This is a genomic window from Janthinobacterium sp. TPC_1 (assembly GCF_056037845.1).
Genome location: NZ_CP195157.1, coordinates 5,252,009 through 5,274,674, shown reverse-complemented (window position 1 = coordinate 5,274,674; position 22,666 = coordinate 5,252,009). Strand labels below are relative to the sequence as shown.

The following is a 22,666-nucleotide window of genomic DNA, read 5'->3' as shown; positions in this document are numbered from 1 at the left end:
CTGATGGAAACCTTGTCCAAGGGACAGCGCTTGCCGCTGGCCAATCTCGTTCCCGATGGCGTCTTGCAGGTCGGCGTCGCCGCCCAGGGCCTGGCGCTCGACGTGGCCTGTTTCGGCCTCGATGCGGCCGGCAAACTGTCCGACGAGCGCTACATGACCTTTTTCAACCAGCCGCGCACGCCGTGCGGCGGCGTGGAAGCGCGCGCGGGCAGCGGTGGCGACATGGCCGAGTTTGCCTTGCAGCTGGCGCGCTTGCCGGCCGGAATCGATCGCCTCGTCGTGACGGCGTCCATCGATGGCGGCGGCGTGATGTCGCAGCTGCAAGCTGGCCACGTGCGCCTGCAGGCGGGCGGGCGCGAACTGGCACGCTTTGCCTTTGCCGGGTCTGATTTTGCGCAAGAAAAAGCCGTCATGCTGGCAGAAATTTACCGCAAGGATGGCGGCTGGCGCTGCATGGCCGTGGGGCAAGGTTTTAATGGGGGACTCGATGCGCTGGTGCGCCACTTCGGCGGCGAAGTCGACCAGGCTGCCCCTGCAGCCGCCTCTGCCGTCATGCAGGCAAAGATCAACCTGGAAAAGCGCGTCGAACGCGAGGCGCCGCAACTGGTCAGCCTGGTCAAGCAGGCGGGCGTGTCCCTGCAAAAAGTGGGCCTGCTTGACCACCGCGCCAAGGTGTGTCTGTGCCTCGATATTTCCGGTTCCATGGGACGGCTATATAAAGAGGGGCTGGTGCAGCGCTTTGCCGAGCGCATCCTGGCTTTAGGCTGCAAGTTCGACGACGATGGCGAGATCGATGTTTTTCTTTTTGGCAAGAACGTCCACCATCCGGCGCCGATGGCCTTGAGCAACTGCAATACCTACGTGAGCCAGGCCATACAGCGCCATCCGCTGGAAGGCGACACGCGCTATGGCGCCGCCATGCAGGCCATCCGCGCCTTCTATTTCCCGGCGCGGCAGGCGGCGAGCGCACGCGGCCCGTCGCGGCCGAGTTGCCCGTGTACGTGATGTTCGTGACCGATGGCGGCACCAGCGACCAGGCGACGACGGAAAAGCAATTGCGCTGGGCCAGCAATGAGCCCATCTTCTGGCAATTCATGGGCATCGGCAAGGGGCGCAAGTCGAAAAGCAAGTTCCTCGCCGCCTTTGCCGATTCCGACTTCCCGTTCCTGGAAAAGCTCGACGAACTGCAGGGGCGCCTGGTCGACAATGCCAATTACTTTTCCGTCAGCTCGCCCGACGAGCACAGCGATGCGGAACTGTATGATTTGTTGATGACGGAATATCCGGGCTGGCTGAAACTGGCACGGGGGCAGGGCTTGCTGACTTAACGTAAAGATAGCGCAAAGGCAGGGCAAAGGTCATCGGATGAGGCTGTACGGCCACAAGTGCAAGAGATTTGTAAATTGAAGTAAATAACAATGGTTCGCATTTGCTTTGCTCCTTGCAATCGTGGCATGCTTGAACTGTGCCCACACATGTGCTCTCACGCTGCGGCGTAGTGCCTCATCCGTAGCGTCTCGATTACTTTTAGCCAATGCATAAACTTCTTTTCCATTGCCTGGCGGGCGGCAGCCTGCTCGTCTCCGGCGCCGCTGTCCAGGCGCAAACCGTCACCGGCGACAATGCCGTCAAGCCGGCGCCGGCCGCCGGGTCTCCGCCTTCCGTCAGCGTGACGGCCGAACGTCCCACGGGCCGCATCGACCGGCAAGTCTACGACGTCAAGTCCGACGTGGGCAGCAGCAACGGCACGGCGGCCGACGCCTTGAACAATGTGCCGTCCGTGGCCGTCGATCCCGATGGGTCCGTCTCCCTGCGCGGCAGCAGCAATGTGCAGATTTTGATCGATGGCAAGCCGTCGGCCATGCTGCAGGGCGATTCGCGCGGCGCCACCCTGAACGCCATGGCGGCCGACGATATCGAATCCGTGGAAGTGATCAACAATCCCCGCCCAGTTCGGCAACGAGGCCGGTGGCGGGCCGATCCTGAACCTGGTGATGCGGCGCAACCGCAAGCCGGGCGGCTTTGCCACCGTCAACGCGAATGCGGGCATCGCCGGACGCTACAACAGCTCCGTCTCCGGCACCTATAACGAAGGGCCGTGGGGCTACCAGGGCGGCATCAATGTGCGCCATGACGGCCGCAATTCCGTGGGCGAGGTCAGCCGTGAGCGCCTGGAGCGTGGCACTGGCGCGTTCGCCCCCAGCAGCCAGCAGTCCAGCAACAATGGCTTGAACGACTCGCTGGGCTTGCACGGCACCGTGAATTACAACCTGAACACGAATGACACCCTGGCCGCCAGCGTGTCGTATAACGGGCGCAGCAACGACCAGCGCTCGCTCGACCGCTACATCAATGGCGACAGCACGGGCAGCACTATCGGCGACTATGTGCGCCGCACCGTGCGCAACGGCGACAGCCGTAACTACAGCTGGGGCGCGCGCTACGACCACAAGGGAGAATTGCCGGGTGAAACCCTCAAGATCGACTTGCGCGTGTCGTCATCGACCAATGAAAGCGACAGCGATTACGCGAATACCTACGCGGTCGCGCCTGTGAACGCCTTCGACAGCCGCGCGCGCCAGCACAGCGAGACGGGCAACCGCATCGTCGACTTCAGCGGCGACTACGAGCGTCCGCTGGCGGGCGGCACGGCCAAGCTCGGTTACAAGGTGGCCGACAACAAGAGCAGTTTCGACACTTTATATACGGACATCAACCCGGCCAGCCTGCTTGCGACCGTCAACCCCATGCGCAGCAACCGCTTCGAGATGGATGAACGCACCATCGCGCTGTACGGCTCCTACCAGATGCGCCTGAGCGAGCGCTGGGGCGCGCTGGCTGGCTTGCGCGCCGAGTACACGGATTTGACGGTGCGCCAGATCACCAGCGGCGTCGAGGCCGGCAACAACTACGTCAACTACATTCCCAGCCTGTTTGCCACCTACAAGGTCAGCGACGAGAGCAATTTGCGCTTCAGCTATGCGCACCGCCTGCGCCGCCCGAATGCGGGCGACCTGAACCCGTACGTGGTCTACCGCGACGAGTTCAATGTGTCGGCCGGCAATCCGAAGCTGAAGCCCACGCAGACGGATTCGTTCGAAATCGGCTATGAAACGAAATTGTTCGGCCTGGAAAGCAGCTTGCGCGCCTACCACCGCCGCGACACGGACGCCATCGTCGATTACCGCTACTTTATCAGCGACAATGTGTTGCTGACGACGCGCGAAAACGGAGAGGGCAGCCATTCGAGCGGCCTGGAGTTCAGCGTCAGCGGCAAGCTCACGCCATCGCTGACCCTGAACACGAGCGGCAACCTGGCGCGCAGCCAGCAAACGAGTTCCGACGACCTGGGCAACCGCAGCACGCGCACGGCGAATGCCCTGAGCGGCCGCGCGCGCCTCAATTACCAGATCAATCCCGCCAACCAGCTGCAACTGCCCTGCAACTGGCCCTGCAAATGCAAGGCAAGACCTTGTCGGGACAGGGCTACCGCTCGCCGAACAATACCTTGAACCTCAGTCTACGCCACACGGTGACGCCGCAATTGAGCCTGGTCATGAACGTGACCGATGTGTTCAGCAGCAACAAGATGGAAACCGTCATCAACAGCGCCTCCCTGCGCGAGACGAGCACGCGGCGCTTCGATGGACGGATGATTTACGTGGGACTGTCGTACCGCCTCGGTGGCGCCACGTCGGCGGCGAAAGAGGGCGAGCGCGAACCGCGCTTCGGTCCGCCGGGCGGACGGGGGCCAGGCGGCCCAGGCGGTCCCGGCCCGGGTGGGCCGGGAGGCGAAGCAGGCTAGGCCGCCAGCGCGATCTCGTTCAGGAAGTCGATGAAACTGTCCGCATGGCGCTCGAAGCGCCATGCGCCCATGCCGTGTTCGGCCGTGTACACGGGCGCATCGCCGCCGGCAATGGCGCCCAGGTCCAGGCAATACGGATCGGCGCCCGCGTCGGCGATCACCAGGTACTGTTCCGGCCAGCCGGCGATGGCTGCGCCGCTGACGGGATCCCAGGCGTAACCGTGCTGGCCCTTGACCAGTTCGGCCGCGCCGTACAGGCTCAAGCCCTGGAAATTCGGTTGGCTGTCGATAAATACCCGCAGCGGCGAATGGCAGGCCAGGAAGCGCCGGTACTGCTCCGGCAAGGCCCAGCGCTGCGCGATGCCGGCCATGTCGGCGGCGCTGGCGATGGTCAGCCAGTTCGATGGCTGCGCCAGATCCTGCTCCTTTTTTCGCCGGGCCGCCAGTTTTTTCTCCAGCCTGGCGGCAGCTTTTTCCAGCGGCGTGCGCGGTTCATCGAGCGCCGCGTGGGTGGCGGGCACCGCATGGCCTGCGCCATCCGGGTAAGCATCGCGCTGCCAGGCCTGCACAGCCTCCAGTCGCAACTGCTCTTCCTTCCAATGGCCGGGATCGTACGGCAAACCGGCATCGAAAGGCTGGCGGCTGAAGGCGGCCAGGCTTTTCACGGCCTTGGCGCGCACGCTCAGCTTGGCATTTTCCGCAGTGGCCAGGGCCACGAGCGGAGCATACGCCTCCTTGCCCATGCTTTTGAGCATGCCATCCACGCCCCAGTAGGCGAGGCCGTCCATATCAAGGCTCCAGCTGAAAAAATCGCCATATTCTCCCGGTTCGGCCAGGGCGACGATATCCGTCATCAGGAAGGCGCGCCAGTGCAGCAGCTGGCCTTCCCTGGCGTAGGCGGTCAGGATGGCGAGCACGGCCAGCCGGTCATCTGCGGCATGCTTTTTCAGCAGCCGGTCTTTCAGATTGGAAAACTTGACGCCGTCCGTTTCGTCAAACAGCTTGCGGTGCAGCGCCGCCAGTGGTGGCACCGCCATCAGACGGCCATCGCGGCCTTGATGGGCGCGTGGTGTTCATAGCCTTCCAGCGAGAAATCCGACGGTTCGATCTTTTCCAGCCATTCCGGCTCGTATTTGCCCGTCTTCGCGTAGTCGGGCACGCGCTCGGAAATGACGAAACGGGGCGCCGGGAACGGCGTGCGCTTGAGTTGCTCTTCCACCATGTCCAGGTGGTTTTCATAGATGTGCGCGTCGCCGATGAAATACGTAAACCAGCGCGGCGTATAGCCCGTCAGGCGCGCCACCAGGTGCAGCAGGGCGGCGCCTTCGGCGATGTTGAACGGCGTGCCCAGGCCGATATCGTTGCTGCGCACATATAAACACAGCGAGATTTCGCGCGTGCTGGCGTTCGGGATGAACTGGTACAGCAAATGGCAGGCGGGCAGGGCGACGGCGTCCAGCACGGCCGGGTTCCAGCCGTGGAACAGGATGCGCCGGCTGCCCGGGTTCGTCATGATGGTATCGAGGCACTCGCGCAACTGGTCGACGGCCTTGTACAGCAGCACTTTTTGCACGCCGTCCTCGGCGATGGGGGCAATCAAGGTATAACCGTTGGCTTGCGCGTCGGCGATCTGCGCGGGCTGGGCCGCGCGAGCACCTTATATGCAGGCCATTGACGCCATTGCACGCCATACACGGGACCGAGGTCATCCTCGCCTTCGCGGTAGGGATTGGCCAGCCATTGCGCATTTTCATTGGCGTTCTGGTCCCACACCTTGCAGCCCAGCGCGCGGAATTCTGCCGCGTTGCGCGAGGCGCGCAGGAAGGCGCACAATTCGCCGATCACGGATTTGAAAGCCAGTTTCTTGGTTGTCACGGCAGGGAAATTGCCGTTGGCCAAGTCGAAACGCATCATGGCGCCCGGCACGCTCAGGGTGCGGATGCCCGTGCGGTTGTCTTGCCAGCTGCCCGTTTCGAGCACGGTCTTGATCAAATCTTGATATTGCTGCATGTATTTCTCCAACGGTAAGGATGGTGATTGTAACGCAGGCGCGACAGGCGGGATGCGGGCGACGCACATAATTACACTACCTTATCCCCTGCAAACATGACTCTGTGGTAATTTGTGTGTCCCTAAGGAAATACAGAAACGGCAGATGCTGCACCATGTTTTTGCGACAATTTGTGAATAGTAATAACGCCGCCGTGGTGGAGATGAGCAGGGCCGATTTTTTCAAGGCCAACCTGCGCCTGATTCTGGCCTGGCCCTTGCTGGGGCTGGTTCTGTGCGCCGTGCTGTGGACGGCCACCTTGCTGCAGCTGGAGGCGGAAAGGAAGGTGGCGCAGCAGCAGGCGCTCGACAGCGTGTCTTCCTTGTCGAAGGCCTACAGCCAGTACCTGCTGCGCACCCTGGAACAGATGGACCAGCTGACCTTGCAGCTCAAGTACGAGTGGGAAAATTCGCGCGGCCAGCTGCGTCTGGACCAGTTGAAGACGCAGGGCATGTATGCCTTGCCGCAATTTGCCATCGTCGCCATCCTCGACCGCAAGGGCCACCCCGTGACGGCCACGGCGCCGCTGCAGCGCCTGCGGGTCAACGAGCGCAGCGATTTCCTGCTGCGCCACTGGCGCAGCAATTCCAGCGCGCTGCGCATTGCGCTCGGCAGCGTCAACGGGGGCGGTGTCGCCACGGCGCCCGGTGCCGATGAAGGCCTCGTGCATTTCACGCGCCGGCTGGAAGACGAGGATGGCAATTTCGATGGCGTGCTGCTCATCTCCATCCATTCCAGTTACTTTTCGGAATTCTACGACAGCGTCAATTTTGGCAAGTTCGGCATGTCCGCCATGGTGGGCGAAGAGGGCGAGCTGTTCGGCACGCGCCTCGGCTCGCGCGTCCTGCCGACCCAGACCGGCCGGGGCACGCCCTTCCTCGATACCAGCTTCCTCGAAACGGACAGCGGCGCCCTGCATTCGGGCGGCAGGATCGCTTTTTCCGACAAGCAAAGCCGCTATGTGGGCTGGCAGGCGCTGAAAGCCTATCCGTTTACGGCCGTGGTCGGCCTGTCGGACGGCGAGATGCTGCATCCCTACGAGGAAACCCGCACCATTTATCTCGGCATCGCGCTGGCCGTCACCGTGCTGCTGCTGGCCTTTGCCGCCGTCGCCACCGTGCTGTCGCTGCGCCTGGCGTGGCGCCACCACCAGTCCGAAGGCGTGCGCAATGCCTACCGCATGGCCACCGAAGGCACGAGCGACGGCTTCTATATCATTGCCGCCCTGCGCGGCACGGATGGCAGCATCCTCGATTTCGAGATCGTCGACTGCAACGAGCCGGGCGCCGGCTACTTCGGCGTGCGGCGCGAGCAATTGCTGGGCATGCGGCTGCAGTCGCGCGCCCACGAGCCGTATTTCCGCGACCTGATCCACAATTACCGGGCCGCCATGGAGTCCGGCTTTTCCGAGGAAGAGATCGAGTTGCCGGAAGGTAACCCGTTCAAGCTGCGCTGGATACGCCGGCGCCTGGTGCGCAGCGGCGACCGCCTGGCCGTCACCCTGCAAGACATCAGCACGGCCAAGGAGCACGAGCGCGACTTGCGCCGCCTGGCCAACGAGGACGGCTTGACGGGCTTGCCCAACCGCTACTGGCTGCAGCAATTCCTGCCGGGCGCCCTGGGGCGGGCCGCCATCGCACGGCACATGCTGGCGCTGCTGTTCATCGACCTGGACGGCTTCAAGGATATCAACGATACGCAGGGCCACGCCGAGGGCGACAAGGTGCTGCGCGCCGCCTCCTTGCGCCTGAAGGCCGTGCTGCGCCCGGGCGACCACGTGGTGCGCCTGGGCGGCGACGAATTCGTCGTCGTGCTCGACCCGGTGGAGGACGACAGCCGCGCCGAGCAGGTGGCGCAGCGCATCGCCATCGCTTTCGACGAACCGTTTTACCTGGGCAGCGAACGCCACAAGATGGGCGCGTCGATCGGCATCAGCCTGTATCCGCGCGATGGCGCCGAGACGGAAGTGCTGCTGAAGAATGCCGACATCGCCATGTATGCCGTGAAAGTGGCAGGCAAGGGCCATCACCGCTTCTTCCAGCCCGAATTGTTCGAAACCATCCGCAACCGCCGCGAACTGGAGCAAAGCCTGGTGGCGGCGCTGGAGCAAGACCAGTTCCTCGTCGTCTACCAGCCCCGGGTCGACGCCATGAGCGGCCAGCTGTGCAGCATGGAGGCGCTGGTGCGCTGGCAGCATCCGCAGCACGGCATGGTGCCGCCGCTGGAATTCATCCCCGTGGCCGAGAGCAGCGGCCTGATTTCGCAGCTGGGCGAAGTCGTCATCGAGAAGGTGTGCCTGCAGATGGCGCGCTGGCAGGCCAGCGGGCTGGAACTGGTGCCCGTGTCCATCAACGTCTCGGCGCGCCAGTTCGGCCGTGGCGACGTGCACCAGGTGCTGGCGTCCGCGCTGGCGCGCCACCGCATCGATGCGCGGCTGATCGAGGTGGAAATCACGGAATCGGCCATGATGGATGAGCAGAACCGCGCCGTGGAGCAGCTGTCGGCCATCCGCGCGCTGGGCGTGCGCCTGCTGGTCGACGATTTCGGTACCGGTTATTCCTCGCTGTCGCAGCTGCAGAAGTTCGCCATGGATGGCTTGAAGATCGACCGCGCCTTTACCATGGAGCTGGGGCGCTCGGAGCAGGGGGAAGTGTTCGTGCGCGCCATCCTGTCGATGGCGCATGCGCTGGGCATGAGCGTGGTGGCCGAAGGGGTGGAGACGCGCGAGCAGCTCGACATCCTGCGTACGCTGCAGTGCAATGAAGTGCAGGGCTATTTCATCTCGCGCCCCGTGGCGGCCGAACAGATGCTGGCGCTGATGCACCAGCGCTTCCTGATACCGCTGCCGGCCCCCGTGCTGCCCCCGTACAGTCCCGCGATTGGCGTAGAAAACAACGCTGTTTCATAAAAAGAGCGAACGTTCGCTTTTTTCTAAAAAATATTATATGCTTCGCTCATGCCGTCAGTGAATTGGAGTTCACGGCGGCAAGAACAGTGCAGGACGGGTGAGGTTGAGCTACCCGGGATAATGTGACGAAGACACTTCATATAATAAAGAGAGACTAACTTGAAACATAAATATCTGCCCCTTTTGATCGTTGCCGCGTTCGCCGGCATCTCCTCCACCGCACAAGCTTCCGGCTACCGTTTTGGTTCGCAAAGCGTTTCCGCCCAGGGCACGGCTGACGCCAGCGGCGCCGAAGCGGCCGACGCGTCGACCATTTTCTACAACCCGGCCGGCATGTCCCGCCTGGAAGGCACGCAGTTCGTGGGCGGCGGCACCCTGGTGGTACCGCATTCGACGTTCCAGGACAATCGCTCCGTCAATTTCCTGGGCAAGCCGACGGGTGGCACGACCAAGGACTACGCACCGGATGCCGTCTTTGCGCCAGCCCTGTACGCCAGCAAGAAAGTCAATGACCAATGGACCGTCGGCATGGGCCTGTTCGTGCCCTACGGCGCCAAGCTTGACTATGGCAACAGCTGGAGCGGCCGCTATGCGATCACCAACATCAAGCTCGAAGCCATCGCCCTGAATCCTTCCGTGTCGTTCAAACTGGACCAGCACCACTCGTTCGGTTTCGGCGTGACGGCTGAATACATGAAGGCGGAACTGGGCCAGGCAGTGGACGTGCCGGGTACGGTCAGTGCCTTGAGCGCGAATCCAGTCGCCTCGAGGGCTTTCCTGGCGAGTGTTGCTAAGGCGCAAGGCGCGGCTGCCGCGCAAGCTGCCGGCATAGCACTGGCGGGCGCCAAGGATGGCCACGCCTCGATGGATGGCGACGACTGGGGCTTCGGCTTCAACCTGGGCTACCTGTACCAGATGAATGAAGGTACGCGTTTCGGTATTTCCTACCGCTCGTCGATTTCGCACAAGCTGAAAGGCGACACGATCTGGGACTTCTCGCAAGTGTCGAACAATGCGGCCGTGAATGGCTTCATCAGCGCCGCATCGGGCAAGGTCAACTCCAAGGCGCTGGTCGAACTGCGCACGCCGGAAACCGTATCGATCAATGCTTTCCACCAGATGGACGATAAGTGGGCTTTGATGGGCGACGTCACCTGGACCCGTACTTCGCGCCTGCAGAACCTGGATATCCAGTTCCCGCCGACGGCCGAAGGCCCGGAACGCATTCGCCAGAACTGGAAAGATACCTACCGCGTCTCGCTGGGCACCAACTACAAGTACAGCGAAAGCCTGTTGCTGCGCGCCGGTATCGCTCACGATCAGGCGCCGGTCCGCAGCGCCGAACTGCGCCACCCGGCCTTGCCGGACAGCGACCGCATGCAGTATTCGATCGGCGCGAACTGGAAGCTGAACGCCAATTCCTCGCTGGACCTGGCCTACAGCTATATCGATTTCAAGGATGCTGACGTCAATTACAAAAATGGCTGCGGCCCCGTGCCGCCGCTGTCTAACGGCTGCACCGGCAACGGTGAAACCACCAAGGGCCTGTTCAAGACCCGCATGCAGTTGATCGGTCTCGCTTATAACTACAAGTTCTAAGCAGGTAGTGGCGGCCAACCCGGCCGCCATGAAATGAAAAAAGCGCCTTCGGGCGCTTTTTTTTATGCCGCGCAGCACGAAACTTGCTTTTCGAAAAATGTTGATTCATTATTGGAATGAAACCGGATGCAGGTCTGGATGGACATGAAAACCGACAAGGGCATGACATGCGAATTGACATTGATCAAAGCGGCGATGCGTCATCGCTGACGGCGGCCGGCGCCAGCCCATGGGCTCTCTGCGTCGCCACCCGCGGCGGGAAGGCCTGGCCATGAGTGCCACGTTTCCTGCCTTGCCGCCGGCTTTCGTGCGGCCCGGCTTCGGCGACACGCCCGTCGGCGCGGTGGTCGCCTTTGCCGGGGACAGCGCCGGTGCGCATATCGAGGCGAGCGGCTGGATGCCGTGCGACGGCCGCACGCTGCTGCCGCCGCCAGCTATCCTGAGCTGTTCGTCGTGCTCGGCTATCTGCATGGTGGTTCGGACGAGCAATTCTGCCTGCCCGACTACCGGGGCAGCTGTTTGTGCGGCCACGCTGCCGGTGCTTCCGCGCCGACCGATATCGGCGTCAACTACCTGATCAAATTTACCTACGGCTTGCGGACACGGTAGCCATTCCCGCTTGGCCAGCGAGCCGGCCTGGCGGGAAGCCGGGGTCTAGGCGTGCATGGCCTGGTCCAGCAGGCTCAAGGCATGCCGTACGCTGTCGTCGGGCAGTTCCAGCAAGTTATCCCCCACATACCACTCCACCACGCTGTGCCCGGGCAGGGCGGCGTGGCTGGCGCGGCCGAACAGCCAGATGCCGTGTTCTTCGGCCACCTGGTTGCGGATGGCGATGGCCCGCTCGCGCGACACGGGCAAGTGCAGATGCAGCATGTTGGCCTGCGGCTGGGCAGGGTTGACGGCGATCGATGGAAAATCGCGCAGCAGCGCGTACAGCCATTGCGTGCGTTCGAAATAGCGGGGCATGGCGGCCAGGCGCGCATCGAATTGCATGGCGGCGGCCACCACGTAGGGCGTGCGGTGCACGATATTGCCGCCCTGGCGGCGGAACCACTCGCGCGTCCGTTCCACGAACGGGCGGCTGCCGGCCAGCACGGCGCCGCCGAGGCCGCCGATGCCCTTGTACAGCGACACGTACACGGAGTCAAAGCCGTCGCAGATGGCCGGCAAGGGCTGCTTGAAGCCGGCTTGCGCTTCCCACAGGCGCGCGCCGTCCATGTGCAGGTGGATGTTGCGTTCGCGGCAATGCCGCTTGATCTCGCTCAACTCTTCCCACGACGGGCACTGGCCGCCGATTTCGCGCATCGGCAGTTCGAGCTGCGCGGCGCCCAGCGCATCGGGCACGGCGCGCAAGTCGTCCACCGTCCATGGGCGGTGCGGGTCGCCGATCATCAAGCCCTTGAAATGATCGAGCAATTCATGGTTGCCCCGCTCGTGGCGCAGGATGTGCGACGTCGGATGCAGCGCCACCAGGCGCGAGCCGCGGTCCTGGCAGGCCAGGCGCAGGGCAGTGACCTGCGCCAAGGTGCCCGTGAGGCAGAATACGGCCGCCTCGAAGCCGAGCAGGCTGGCGATCTTGTTCTCGAACTGTTCGATCAGCGCGCCTTCGCCATAGGTGTCGTGCGCAACGTCGTTGGCTTCGCACCAGGCGGCCATGGCGGCGAAGGTGGCCGCTGGCGTGGGCTGGCGGTGGCCCGGCAGGACGGTATGGCAGCGCTGGCGCAGTTCAAGCTCGTTCACGGGAGTTCCTTACAGTGTGGCCGTGGCCAGTTTCGCGCCAAAGCCGATGAACATGGCGCCCACGCCACCGCCCATGCCGGCCGACAGGCGGCGACGGCGGCGGAAGGTCTCGGCCAGGCGCGCGCCGACAAAGATGATGGCCGTCAGGTAGGTAAAGCTGATTACCTGGCAGATCAGGCCCAGGCCGATGAAGGACAGCACGGGCTTGGCAAAGGCCGGGTCGACGAACTGGATGAAAAACGAGATGAAGAACAAAATCGCTTTCGGGTTCATCAGGCTGATGATCAGCGCCTTGCGGAACGGGTCGCTTTCCTTGACGGGAGCAGGTACGGCAGCCGCTTCGCCTTCAGCGGGAGCGGGTGCACGCAGCTTGCGCCAGCAGCCTATCAGCATTTGCAGGCCGATCCAGCCCAGGTAGGCCGCGCCGATGTATTTCACGACGTAGAACAGGGCCGGGCTGGCTTTCAGCAGCGAGGCGACGCCGCAGGCCGACAGCACCATCAGTATCAGGTCGCCGGCGAAGATGCCGAAGGCGCCCTGGTAGGCGGGCCGCACGCCGCGCTGGGCGGCCACGGACAGCACGTACATGGAATTGGGGCCGGGCAGGATGACGATGAAGATGGTCCCCAGTAAAAAGGTCCAGAAATCGGTGATGCCCAGGTTGGCGTGGAAAAGTGCGTTCATGATTATTCCGCTGGATTGATCTGTACGTGATGGAATTGCAGTGCGGCAAGATTCGCATAGATGCCGCCCAGGGCAACCAGCGACGCGTGCGTGCCCGTCTCGACGATCTTGCCGTCTTCCATGACGACGATGCGGTCGGCCCGCTGCACGGTCGCCAGGCGGTGCGCGATGATGACGGTGGTGCGGCCCACCATGGCCGCTTCCAGCGCCTTTTGCACCAGGCGTTCCGATTCCGCGTCCAGCGCGCTGGTCGCTTCGTCGAGCAGCAGCAGCGGCGGATTTTTCAGCAGGGCGCGGGCGATGGCGATGCGCTGGCGCTGGCCGCCGGACAGGCGCACGCCCCGTTCGCCGAGGAAGGATTTGTAGCCGTTCGGCAGGCGCTCGATGAATTCGTGGGCGGCCGCCATTTTCGCGGCGGCGATGACTTCCTCGTCGCTGGCGCCGGCGCGGCCATAGCGGATGTTTTCCATGGCGTCGGCCGAGAAGATCACGGTATCCTGCGGCACGATGCCGATGGCGTCGCGCAGGGTGTGCAGGTCGAGCTGCTTGATGTCGACGCCATCGAGGCGGATGCTGCCGCTCTGCGGGTCGTAAAAACGCAGGAACAGCTGGAACAGCGTGGTCTTGCCGGCGCCGGACGGGCCGACGACGGCCACCGTTTCGCCGCGCGGATGTCGAGGCTGACGTGATCGAGCGCGTGGGTGTCGGGGCGCGACGGATACGAGAACATGACATTGTCCAATGTCAAGGCGGCGCCGTTCGCGGCGCGCGCGGGCAGCGGCAGCGGCGTGGCAGGCGATTCGATTTCCGATTTGACGGCCATCAATTCCAGCAGGCGCTCGGTGGCGCCGGCGGCGCGCTGTGCTTCGCCCATGACTTCGGACAGGGCGCCGATGGCGCCGGCCACGATGGAGGCGTACAGGATGAACTGGCCCAGGTCTCCGCCCGTCATCGAGCCTTCCAGCACGGCGCGCGCGCCCAGCCACAGCACGAAGACGATGGTGCCGAAGACCAGCAAGATCGCGATCATGGTCAGCAGGGCGCGGGCGCGGATGCGGCGCATGGCCGTCATGAAGGCGCCTTCGACGGAATCGCCAAAGCGCTTCGATTCGATTTTCTCGTGCGTAAACGCCTGCACGGTGGGCATGGCGTTGAGGATTTCGCCGGCCATGGCCGAGGCGTCGGCGATGCGGTCCTGCGAATCGCGCGACAGCTTGCGCACCTTGCGGCCGAATACGATGATGGGCACGACGACGAGGATCAGCAAGCCGATGATGATGCCAGCCAGCTTGGCGCTGGTGACGAACAGCATCACCAGGCCGCCGAGGAACAGCAGCACATTGCGCAGCGCCATGGAGATGCTGGTGCCGACCACGGCTTGTATCAATGTCGTGTCGGTGGTGATGCGGGACAGGACTTCGCCCGTCTGCGTGGTTTCAAAGAATTCCGGGCTTTGCGTGACGACGTGGCGGTACACGGCGCTGCGGATGTCGGCCGTGACGCGCTCGCCCAGCCACGACACGGTATAAAAGCGCGCCGCCGTGGCCAAAGCCAGGATGGAGGCCACGCCGAACAGGGCGAGGAAGACCAGGTCGACGTGCTGGATGCTTTTCGAGCCGGCCGCGCCGCCGAAACCGAGGTCGATCATCTGCTTGAAGGCGGCGGGAATGGCCAGGGTCGAGGCGGCGGCCACCACCAGCGCGATACCGGCCAGGAAGAACTGCTTGCGGTACGGCGTCAGAAAGGGCATCAAGCCCTTGAAGGCGGCCAGGCTGCCTTTCTTCAGTTCGCGGCTGGTGCCGGTATCAAGAGTTGGTGCGGTGCTAGCTGTACTGGTGCTGCCTGTTTCTGTGCTGGTTGTCATTGTTTTTCGCTTTGATTTACATATTCGATGGTGCTGATAACGCTTACAACTTCATCGGCTGAACATAGCCGGTCATTTCCAGGTAGGCGCGGCCCACGGGCTGGCCGTCGCGCTCCACCGTCACGGCGCCTTCCCAGTACACGGCCCCCGTCGAGCGGCGCGAATCGAGTTCCTGGTCTGGCTGCAATGGCTTGATCTGCCAGCGTGTGGCGCCAGTGCGGATCTCGGTGGCGACCGGGTATTCGGCCTGCGTGCGGGGCGAACGCCACAGCTGCGTGGGCGTGAAATCGACGTCGCCGGGCGCGTACTGCGTCATCTTACCGGACGCGTCGCGCCATGTCGCGTGCGCCCATAGTTTAGCACCTGTCTTGCTGCGGATCTGGAAGGCCATCAGGGCGCCGCCGTCAGCGAGGTTGGCGCCTATCCAGTTCCAGCCGCTGGCGTCCGCGTCGAGCACCTGGCTCGACCACTCGTGATCGAGCCAGGTGGCGCCCGTCACGGCTTCCGGCTTGCCGCCCGCGCGGGCGATCGTGCCCGTGGTACGCAACTGCGGCTTGCTGTAGTAATAACTGGACTGCTCGGGCCGCGCGCCCTTGCGCGAGTAGCCGCCAACGCCCTGCAGCAGCACGGGCTGCGTGGGGGCAAGGGTCAGCTGCAAGTTAAAATCGCGCGCGGCCAGGCTGACCTGGTAGTTGCCGTCCTTTTGCCGCCGCATGCGCCAGTCGTCGAGTTTGACGTCCGTGTCGCCCACCTTGGCGTAGGCCAGGCCGAAACCCTCGCGCGCGCTTTTCTCGTCGTGCAGCAGCTTGCCCACTTTTGGGTCGGACAGGGCCGCATGGCCGATGATCAGCTGTTTCGGCGCGAAGGCGCTGGGGTTGTCCGCGTCGGCGGCCGTGGCGCTGCGAAAGAAGGTCACCTGGTAACCCAGCTGCTCGCCGCCGGCGGTTTTTACCCAGCCCGTGGCGTACCACCATTCCGTCTTGTACGCGGGATGGGCGCCGAAATCGTGCGGCATGCGCAGGGTCTGGCCGGCCGGCAGCGGCGTGACGGGGGCGAACGCGGGCGGAGCGGCGATGGCGGCGGCGCTGCAGAACATGAGTAAAAGAGTCAAGCGGCGCATTACCAGTCCTCCCTGACGGCGCGGATGGGGCCAGCGGACAGCGCCTGGCGCCCCGCGATGAGGGCGGTGAGGGCGGCCGCCGTCAGCAGGGCGGCGGCCACGGTGGCGATCAGCGGCCAGGGCAGGTGCAGCTGCATGGTCCAGTGGAACGATTGCGGGTTGACGATGAAGACCAGCACAAAACTGATCAGCAGGCCCAACACAAAACCGGTGGCGATGCCCAGCGCCGTCAGCGCGCCGCCTTCCAGCGCCAGGATGGACAAGATCTGGCCGCGCGTCACGCCCACGTGGCGCAGCATGCCGAATTCGCGCGCGCGCGCCAGGGTTTGCGCGGAAAACGTGGCGGCCACGCCGAACAGGCCGATGACGATGGCGATGGCTTCCAGCAGATACGTGACGGCGAAGCTGCGGTCGAAAATCTGCAGGCTCAGGGCGCGGATGGCCGACGGATTAGACACTTCCAGGCTGGCGCCGAAGGGCAGGGCCTTGAGCTTTTCCTGCAACTGCTCGCCCGTGGCATCCTTGGCCAGCCACAGGGCCGCGTCGCTGACGTCCATGTCGCCGGTCAAGGCGCGGTAGTCGTCCAGCGGCATCTGGATGGCGCCGGACGAGCGCGCGTAGTCGCGCCAGATGCCGGCGACAAAGAACTGGTGCAGGCCGCCCGCCAGCGGCAGGGCCATCTGCTGGCCAGGTTTGACGTTGTACAGATCGGCCGCCGCTTCGGACAGCCACACGGGCCGGCTGCCTGCCGGCACAGGCAGCGTTTCGCCCACCAGCACCATGCTCTTGCCCGGATCGGCCAGGTTGATGGGACGCGCCAGCAGCATCACGTTGGGACGGTCGGGCGCCAGCGACAGCGAGCGCAGGCGCTGGAAATCCACCCTGGCCACGCCGGGCAGCGCGGCGATGCTCGCCTGTTCGCGTGGATTCAGTCCCGCCGTGCCGCCGCTGGCCGCCGGGCGCGCATACACGTCGGCCGGCAGAATCTGCAGCAGCCAGTCATCGACGGAGACGCGGAAACTCGACACCATGATGGCCATGGCCACCATCAGGCTAAAGCTCGACAGCACGCCGCCGAGCGCGATGCCGGCCTGGCCCGAGGCGTTCGCCAGGCGCGCCACGGTCAGGCTGCGCACGGGCGCATGCTGGCTCGTTTCCGTGCGCAGCCAGGCGCGCTGCAGCAAGCGGAAGACGACGGCCGCCAGCTGCGGCATCAGGGCGATGGCGCCGATCAGCAGCAGGGCGATGGACAGGTAGCCGAACAGGGGCAGCTCGAACACGGGCGGCAGGAACGTCAAGGCGCCGGCCAGCAGCAAACAAGCCAGCGCGGGCCAGGTCTTGGCCAGGCGCGTCGTGACGACTTCCTCGCTGCCCGATTTCAGGGCGATGGCGGGGGCGGCACGTGCCGCTTCCAGCGCGGGGGCCGCGCAGCCCAGCAAGGCGACGCCCAGACCCAGGGCAAAGTAGACAAAGGCGGCGACGGGTGTGAACTGCACCTGCGGCTGCACGCCCGCGCGAAATAGCCGGCGCCCAGGTCGCCGCCGAAGAAGCGCAGGGCGACGGCCGCCATGGCGTAGCCGCCGGCGATGCCCAGCCCAGCGCCGACCACACCGAGGCTGGCGCCCTCTAACAGCACCTGGCGCAGCAGTGTGCCCCGCTCCATGCCCAGCACGCGCAGCAGCGCGAACTGGCCGCGGCGGCGGATGACGGACAGCGCCTGCGTGGAAAACACGAGAAAGGCGCCCGTAAACAGGGCGACGAGGGCCAGCACCGTCAGGTTGACGCGGTAGGCACGGCTCAGATTATTGTTGCGGCTATTCTGGTTGTCGTCATTCGGCTGGCCCACCTGGAAACGCCCCGGGTACTGCGCTTCCAGTGCGCGCGCGAGATCCGCCTGAAAGGCGTCGCGGTTGACGCCCTGGCGCAGTTTCAGGTCGATGCGCGACAGCTTGCCCAGCTTGTTGAAGCGCCACTGCGCCGCGCCGATATCCATCACGGCGATGCGCTGGCCGGCGCGCGCGCGCTGCAGCGAACCGGCCACGCGCAGCGATACGCTACCCGTGCCCGATTGCAGGGCAATGCTGTCGCCCTGCGCCACATTGATCCAGCGCAAGGCGGCCGGCGATAAAAAGAGGGCGTCGTCGGCCAGGGTGTCGAAAGGCTGGCCTTCGGCCGGCGCGCCGATCAGGTCGGGCGAGATGAAGCCGGCGCGGAAGACGTCGAGCGCCAGGATGTGCAGCGGGCCGCCGTCTTTCTTTCCGGCTACGCCGGCTTGCAGTTCCAGCACGGGGGAAGCGACGGCCACGCCGTCGCGCTGCGCCAGCCACGGGTAGATGGCTTCGTCGAACAGCGCTTCGCGCCCGGCCACCTGCACGTCGGCCTGGCCGGACAGGCTTTTGACGGCCGTGGAAAATTCGTTGAAGGCGGCCGCGTTGATCAAATGGATGGCAAAACCCAGCGACACGCCGATGGCGATGGCCAGGATGGCGACGAAGGCGCGCACGGGATGCGCGCGCCATTCGCCCAGCAGCAGCCAGCGCGACAACAGGCGCGTACCCGCAGGATTGGCTGCCGGCGCACTCAATTCAGACATTCGACGGCCAGGCGTTCGCCGGCGCGCCGCGCTTTCAATTGCGCCGCATCGCGGGTTTTATCGCCGGCGCCGACGGCGTCCTGCGCCGCCCATTTCTGATCGAGGCGCAGCTGGGCACAGTGCTTGTCATGGGCTTCGCGCTGTCTGGCGCCGCGTTCGCGCGCCTGGTCTTCCCGCTGTTCCTGCTGCTTGCGCGCCGCTGCCAGCTGGCTGGCGACCCGCTCCTGGCGCGTGGCCGCGCCCTTGTCGACGGCAGGCGGCGGCGAGGGGATTTCCAGGATCTGCAGCTGCCCGCCCGTGCAGGGCGTGGCGCTGTAGCTGGTCTGGCCATCCTGCACGCATTTATAGACGTCCTGCGCGCTGGCGGAAGCAGCCAGCAAGGCCATGAGCAGGAGATACGGCGGCTTCACAATATCTTCCCCGGATTCATGATGTTTTGCGGGTCCAGCGCCTGTTTGACGGCGCGCATCAGCTGCAGTTCCAGCGGCGACTTGTAGTGCGCCAGGTCCGCCTTTTTCAGCGCGCCGATGCCGTGTTCGGCCGAAATCGAGCCGCCAAAGCCATGCACCTGGTCGTGCACGATGCGGTTGATGGCGTCCTGGTTGGCGAGGAAATCCCGGTCCGTCATGCCGGCTGGCGGGGCCACGTTGTAATGCAGGTTGCCGTCGCCCAGGTGGCCGAAGCACACGAGCTGGCAGCCGGGGAAGGCGCTTGCCAGCGCCGCATCCGTGACGGCGATGAAATCGGCGATGCGGGAAATCGGCAGCGAGATATCGTGCTTGATGTTCTTGCCCGCCTGCGCCTGCGCCAGCGGAATGTGCTCGCGCAGCTGCCACAGGCCTTCCGACTGCGCCACGGAACTGGCGACGACGGCGTCGGCGATCAATTCGTCTTCCAGGGCCGCGCCGATGCTCGCCTCGAGCAATTCCACGGCATGCGCCTCGGACTGGCTGCTGGACAGTTCCAGCAGCACATATTGCCCATGCGACTGCCCATGCGCGTCGGCGAAAGGCCGCGGCAGCTGCGGGAACTGCTCCGCCACCAGTTGCAGGCAGTACTGCGACATCAATTCAAAACCCGTCAGGCTGGCGCCGCAATGGTCTTGCATCAGGCTTAATAAACGCAGGGCGTGGGCGGGCGAGTCCATGGCGGCCAGCGCCGTGATGCAGGCCTTCGGCTGCGGATACAGTTTCATCACCGCGCCCGTGATCACGCCCAAAGTGCCCTCGGCGCCGATGTACAGGTCGCGCAAATCGTAGCCCGTATTGTCCTTGCGCAAACCGCGCAAGCCGCTCCAGATTTCGCCCTGCGGCGTGACCACTTCCAGCCCCAGGCACAGCTCGCGCGTGTTCCCGTAGCGCAGCACGGCCGTGCCGCCCGCATTCGTCGCCAGATTTCCGCCGATGGTGCAACTGCCTTCGGCCGCCAGCGACAGGGGGAACAGGCAGCCGGCGGCGGCCGCCGCTTCCTGGATGGTTTGCAGGATGCAGCCCGCATCGACGGTGATGGTGCGGTTGACGGGATCGAGCGCGCGAATGGCGTTCAGGCGCGCCAGCGACAGCACGACGGCCGTGCCGGCCGCATCGGGGATGCTGCCCAGCACCAGGCCCGTGTTGCCGCCTTGCGGCACCACGGGAACTTGCCATTGCGCGCAGGCGCGCAGGATTGCGGCCACTTGCTCCACCGTGGCGGGGCGCAGCACGGCCAGGGCCTTGCCGGTGAACCTGTCGCGCCAGTCGGTGAGGAAGGGCGCCGTGTCGGCATCCTGGGTGAGGACGTAGCTGTCGCCCAGCAGGGCGCGGCAGGCGGCGAGGAAATCGGCTTTTTCAGTCATTTCTTGATGCTCACTTTATTCACTTTTTCCAGTAGCTCTTTGGCCATGCGCCTGGCGGCCTTTTTATACGGGCGCAGATACAGCACGGCGCAGGCAAAATAGATGCAGACGATGGCCGCTTCTCCCCAGGCCATCAGGGCCGAGGTGGGGTTCGTGTCGCTGTAGCCGCGCACCACGCCTTCCGTGAAGTACAGCAGGATCACCATCGACGACCATTGCAGGGTGTAGACGTCGCGCTTGATCACGCCGTACAGGGGTATGAGCAGGGGCGCCGCCTTCAGCACGACCCAGGAGCCGCCCGGCTGCAGCGGCGCGACGACGGTTTCCCACAGCAGACACCAGACGATCAGGGTGACGAGGCTGGCGATGGCGCCCCAGTGAAAATACTTGTGCAGTGTGCCGTGCATCATGCGCCTGCCAGTTTGGCGGCGTTTTCCGCCAGGCGCCGGCCCAGGGCCATGGCCAGGCGTTTTTCATCGTCGCTCAGGGCCTTGTCGCCGGCTATGCCCGACCAGTGCGTGGCGCCGTACGGCGAGCCGCCGGTGGACGTCGTCATCAGTTCCGGGTGCGTGTAGGGCAGGCCCATGACCAGCATGCCGTGGTGGAAGAGGGGGATCATCATCGACAGCAGGGTCGATTCCTGGCCGCCGTGCAGGCTGCCCGTGGACGTGAACACGCAGGCGGGCTTGCCGGACAGGCTGCCGGCCAGCCAGTCGCTGGCCGTGCCGTCCCAGAAGTACTTCATGGCGGCGGCCATGTTGCCGAAGCGCGTGGGCGAACCCAGGGCCAGGCCCGCGCATTCCTGCAGGTCTTCCAGTTCCACATAGGGAGCGCCAGCGGGCGGCACCTCGGGCGCCGTCGCCTCGGCCACGGTGGAGACGGCGGGCACGGTGCGCAGGCGGGCATCGCAACCGGGCACGCTTTCCACTCCCTGGGCTATCAGCTCGGCCAACTGGCGCGTGGCGCCATGGCGTGAATAAAACAATACGAGAATAATCAGATTGGTTGGCTTCATCATTGGTATTATAGGGCGCTTTACAGCCTGATACGACTGCTGTCATGGCGCCGTTCTGATTTTGCACATGTTTTCAAAATATATATTCCCCATCTTTCAATACCTGTGGCGCGCCCTGAGCATGGGACTGGCCGTCGTGCGCGGCCTGACGTGGTCCGAAACGCGCGACCTGCTGCAGTTCGCGCGCCGCCGCGTGCGCGAGGAAAGCCTGCCGCAGGTGGCCGGCAGCCTGACCTTCGCCACCGTGTTCGCGCTGGTGCCGCTGCTGACGCTGGCCCTGGCCATCTTCACCACTTTCCCGCTATTCAATACCTTCCGCCATGCGCTGGAAGACTATTTCGTGCAAAGCGTGATGCCCAAGGGCATTTCGAACACCATTCTCGGCTACCTGACCACGTTCGCCTCGAAGGCCACGCGTTTGTCGGCCATCGGCGCGGGCGCCCTGATCGTTACCTCGGTGGGCATGATGGGTTTGATCGAGCGCGTCTTCAACCGCATCTGGCGCGTGCGCCAGGAGCGCCGCTGGACCAAGCGCCTGCTCGTGTACTGGGCCATCGTCACCCTGGGCCCGCTGCTGGTGGGCGTGTCGCTGACGGTGACGTCGCGCCTCTTCATGGCCACCAGCGGCGTGGTGGGCGCCGTGCCCTTCCTCGGCGCCGTGTTTTATACCTTGGTGTCGATCGGCCTGACCATGCTGGCGTTCACCTTGCTGTACATCGCCGTGCCGAACCGAGACGTGATTGGCGCGACGCGGCCTGGGGCGGCTTGCTGGCGGCGCTGGCGTTCGAGGTGGCGAAGCGCGGCTTCGGCGAATTCATCCAGGAATTTCCCACGTATTCGCGCATCTACGGCGCACTGGCCGCCTTGCCGCTGTTCCTCGTGTGGATCTACCTGAGCTGGATGATCACCCTGGTGGGCGCCTTGCTGGTGGCTGCCTTGCCCGTCGTGAAATACGAGCGCTGGTGGTACGAGGCGGCGCCGGGCAGCGAATTCGTCGACGCCGTCGCCATCCTGAAAGTGCTGTACCGCGCTTGCCACTGCGCCGATTCGGCCCTGGTGGGCGCGGCCGAGATCCGCCGCAGCACGCGCCTGGGCTTCGAAGAAATGGAAACCCTGCTCGACAAGATGGTGCAGCAAGGCTGGGTGGGACGCGTGAACGTGGATGGCGCCGTGCGCGTCCAGTGGGGCAAGCGCGTGGCCGACAGTTCCGACCACTGGGTCTTGCTGGGCAACGTCAACCGCATCAGCCTGGCCGACATCTACCGCTTGTTCGTCTTCGGCGGCATGCGCGTGAACTCCGGCTATCCGGCCGGTTCCACCAACGAGCGCGACATCAAGGCGGCCGAAGAGGCTGCGGCGCTGGCGGCGCAGGTGGAAAACGCCGTGGAGCAGGGACTGGGCCTGACCCTGGCCCAGCATTTCGGGGCCGTCAAATGCAACTGAGCGGTTTGAAC

Annotated in this window: 16 protein-coding genes and 4 pseudogenes; 9 read left to right on the top strand and 11 right to left on the bottom strand. The window is 64.6% G+C overall.

All coding sequences use genetic code 11. The annotated features are described in order from the left end of the window. The first annotated feature begins 3 nt into the window (after window positions 1–3). The 5 genes from ACQVLG_RS25655 (at window position 4) to ACQVLG_RS25635 (ending at window position 3,805) form a co-directional block, all read left to right on the top strand. Complete coding sequence (locus tag ACQVLG_RS25655) at window positions 4–1,005, top strand: TerD family protein (RefSeq protein WP_474291652.1); 1,002 nt, start codon at window positions 4–6, stop codon at window positions 1,003–1,005. After that, window positions 1,005–1,328: a VWA domain-containing protein gene (locus tag ACQVLG_RS25650; RefSeq protein WP_474295794.1), complete on the top strand. Its 324-nt coding sequence runs from the start codon at window positions 1,005–1,007 to the stop codon at window positions 1,326–1,328. Before ACQVLG_RS25655 ends, ACQVLG_RS25650 begins: the two co-directional genes overlap by 1 nt. A gap of 206 nt (window positions 1,329–1,534) precedes the next feature. Continuing rightward, window positions 1,535–2,089: a TonB-dependent receptor plug domain-containing protein gene (locus ACQVLG_RS25645; protein ID WP_474291651.1), complete on the top strand. Its 555-nt coding sequence runs from the start codon at window positions 1,535–1,537 to the stop codon at window positions 2,087–2,089. Then, window positions 1,995–3,512 carry an outer membrane beta-barrel family protein gene (locus ACQVLG_RS25640; protein WP_474295792.1) on the top strand — a complete coding sequence of 506 codons (1,518 nt, stop codon included), beginning with the start codon at window positions 1,995–1,997 and terminating at the stop codon, window positions 3,510–3,512. Before ACQVLG_RS25645 ends, ACQVLG_RS25640 begins: the two co-directional genes overlap by 95 nt. Next, entirely contained in the window at window positions 3,458–3,805 is a 348-nt protein-coding gene (locus ACQVLG_RS25635) for an outer membrane beta-barrel protein (RefSeq protein ID WP_474291650.1), read from the top strand. The genes ACQVLG_RS25640 and ACQVLG_RS25635 overlap by 55 nt, the downstream gene beginning before the upstream one ends. Here ACQVLG_RS25635 and ACQVLG_RS25630 read toward each other — a convergent pair. Then, window positions 3,802–4,842: an SMI1/KNR4 family protein gene (locus tag ACQVLG_RS25630; protein ID WP_474291649.1), complete on the bottom strand. Its 1,041-nt coding sequence runs from the start codon at window positions 4,840–4,842 to the stop codon at window positions 3,802–3,804. The two genes, ACQVLG_RS25635 and ACQVLG_RS25630, sit on opposite strands and share 4 nt — an antisense overlap. Then, window positions 4,842–5,815 (bottom strand): annotated as a pseudogene (locus tag ACQVLG_RS25625) (thymidylate synthase). Before ACQVLG_RS25625 ends, ACQVLG_RS25630 begins: the two are co-directional and overlap by 1 nt. 173 nt (window positions 5,816–5,988) lie before the next feature. Between ACQVLG_RS25625 and ACQVLG_RS25620 the strand changes: the two are divergent. From ACQVLG_RS25620 to ACQVLG_RS25610, 3 genes are all read left to right on the top strand, one after another. Then, entirely contained in the window at window positions 5,989–8,763 is a 2,775-nt protein-coding gene (locus ACQVLG_RS25620; RefSeq protein ID WP_474291648.1) for a bifunctional diguanylate cyclase/phosphodiesterase, read from the top strand. Window positions 8,764–8,922: 159 nt separating this feature from the next. Then, window positions 8,923–10,362, top strand: a complete 1,440-nt coding sequence (locus ACQVLG_RS25615) for an OmpP1/FadL family transporter (RefSeq protein WP_474291647.1) — start codon at window positions 8,923–8,925, stop codon at window positions 10,360–10,362. Window positions 10,363–10,764: 402 nt separating this feature from the next. Next, window positions 10,765–10,971, top strand: a complete 207-nt coding sequence (locus ACQVLG_RS25610; protein WP_474291646.1) for a tail fiber protein — start codon at window positions 10,765–10,767, stop codon at window positions 10,969–10,971. Between the two features lie 45 nt (window positions 10,972–11,016). On the opposite strand, the gene ACQVLG_RS25605 is transcribed toward ACQVLG_RS25610, so the two are convergent. From ACQVLG_RS25605 to wrbA, 9 genes and pseudogenes are all read right to left on the bottom strand, one after another. Beyond that, on the bottom strand, window positions 11,017–12,102 hold the full coding sequence (locus tag ACQVLG_RS25605; protein WP_474291645.1) for a threonine aldolase family protein: 1,086 nt from the start codon (window positions 12,100–12,102) through the stop codon (window positions 11,017–11,019). Window positions 12,103–12,111: 9 nt separating this feature from the next. Then, on the bottom strand, window positions 12,112–12,786 hold the full coding sequence (gene leuE, locus ACQVLG_RS25600; protein WP_070291620.1) for a leucine efflux protein LeuE: 675 nt from the start codon (window positions 12,784–12,786) through the stop codon (window positions 12,112–12,114). Between the two features lie 2 nt (window positions 12,787–12,788). Continuing rightward, window positions 12,789–14,650, bottom strand: a pseudogene (locus ACQVLG_RS25595) (ABC transporter transmembrane domain-containing protein). A 43-nt stretch (window positions 14,651–14,693) separates the two neighbouring features. Further along, window positions 14,694–15,770 (bottom strand): lipocalin-like domain-containing protein, encoded by a 1,077-nt coding sequence (locus tag ACQVLG_RS25590; RefSeq protein WP_474291644.1) that lies wholly within the window; start codon window positions 15,768–15,770, stop codon window positions 14,694–14,696. Continuing rightward, window positions 15,770–18,363, bottom strand: a pseudogene (locus ACQVLG_RS25585) (FtsX-like permease family protein). The gene ACQVLG_RS25590 and the pseudogene ACQVLG_RS25585 overlap by 1 nt, the downstream one beginning before the upstream one ends. Further along, window positions 18,351–18,773 carry a DUF4124 domain-containing protein gene (locus tag ACQVLG_RS25580; protein WP_474291642.1) on the bottom strand — a complete coding sequence of 141 codons (423 nt, stop codon included), beginning with the start codon at window positions 18,771–18,773 and terminating at the stop codon, window positions 18,351–18,353. Before ACQVLG_RS25580 ends, ACQVLG_RS25585 begins: the two are co-directional and overlap by 13 nt. Next, the gene (locus tag ACQVLG_RS25575) at window positions 18,770–20,197 is read right to left on the bottom strand and encodes an FAD-binding oxidoreductase (RefSeq protein ID WP_474291641.1); all 1,428 of its coding nucleotides are present in this window, start codon (window positions 20,195–20,197) and stop codon (window positions 18,770–18,772) included. The genes ACQVLG_RS25580 and ACQVLG_RS25575 overlap by 4 nt, the downstream gene beginning before the upstream one ends. After that, entirely contained in the window at window positions 20,194–20,604 is a 411-nt protein-coding gene (locus ACQVLG_RS25570) for a DUF2069 domain-containing protein (protein ID WP_474295791.1), read from the bottom strand. The genes ACQVLG_RS25575 and ACQVLG_RS25570 overlap by 4 nt, the downstream gene beginning before the upstream one ends. Further along, window positions 20,604–21,212 carry an NAD(P)H:quinone oxidoreductase gene (wrbA, locus tag ACQVLG_RS25565; protein ID WP_474291640.1) on the bottom strand — a complete coding sequence of 203 codons (609 nt, stop codon included), beginning with the start codon at window positions 21,210–21,212 and terminating at the stop codon, window positions 20,604–20,606. Before wrbA ends, ACQVLG_RS25570 begins: the two co-directional genes overlap by 1 nt. 121 nt (window positions 21,213–21,333) lie before the next feature. On the opposite strand from wrbA, the pseudogene ACQVLG_RS25560 reads away from it, so the two are divergent. Next, window positions 21,334–22,655 (top strand): annotated as a pseudogene (locus tag ACQVLG_RS25560) (YihY family inner membrane protein). The last annotated feature ends 11 nt before the right edge of the window (window positions 22,656–22,666 follow it).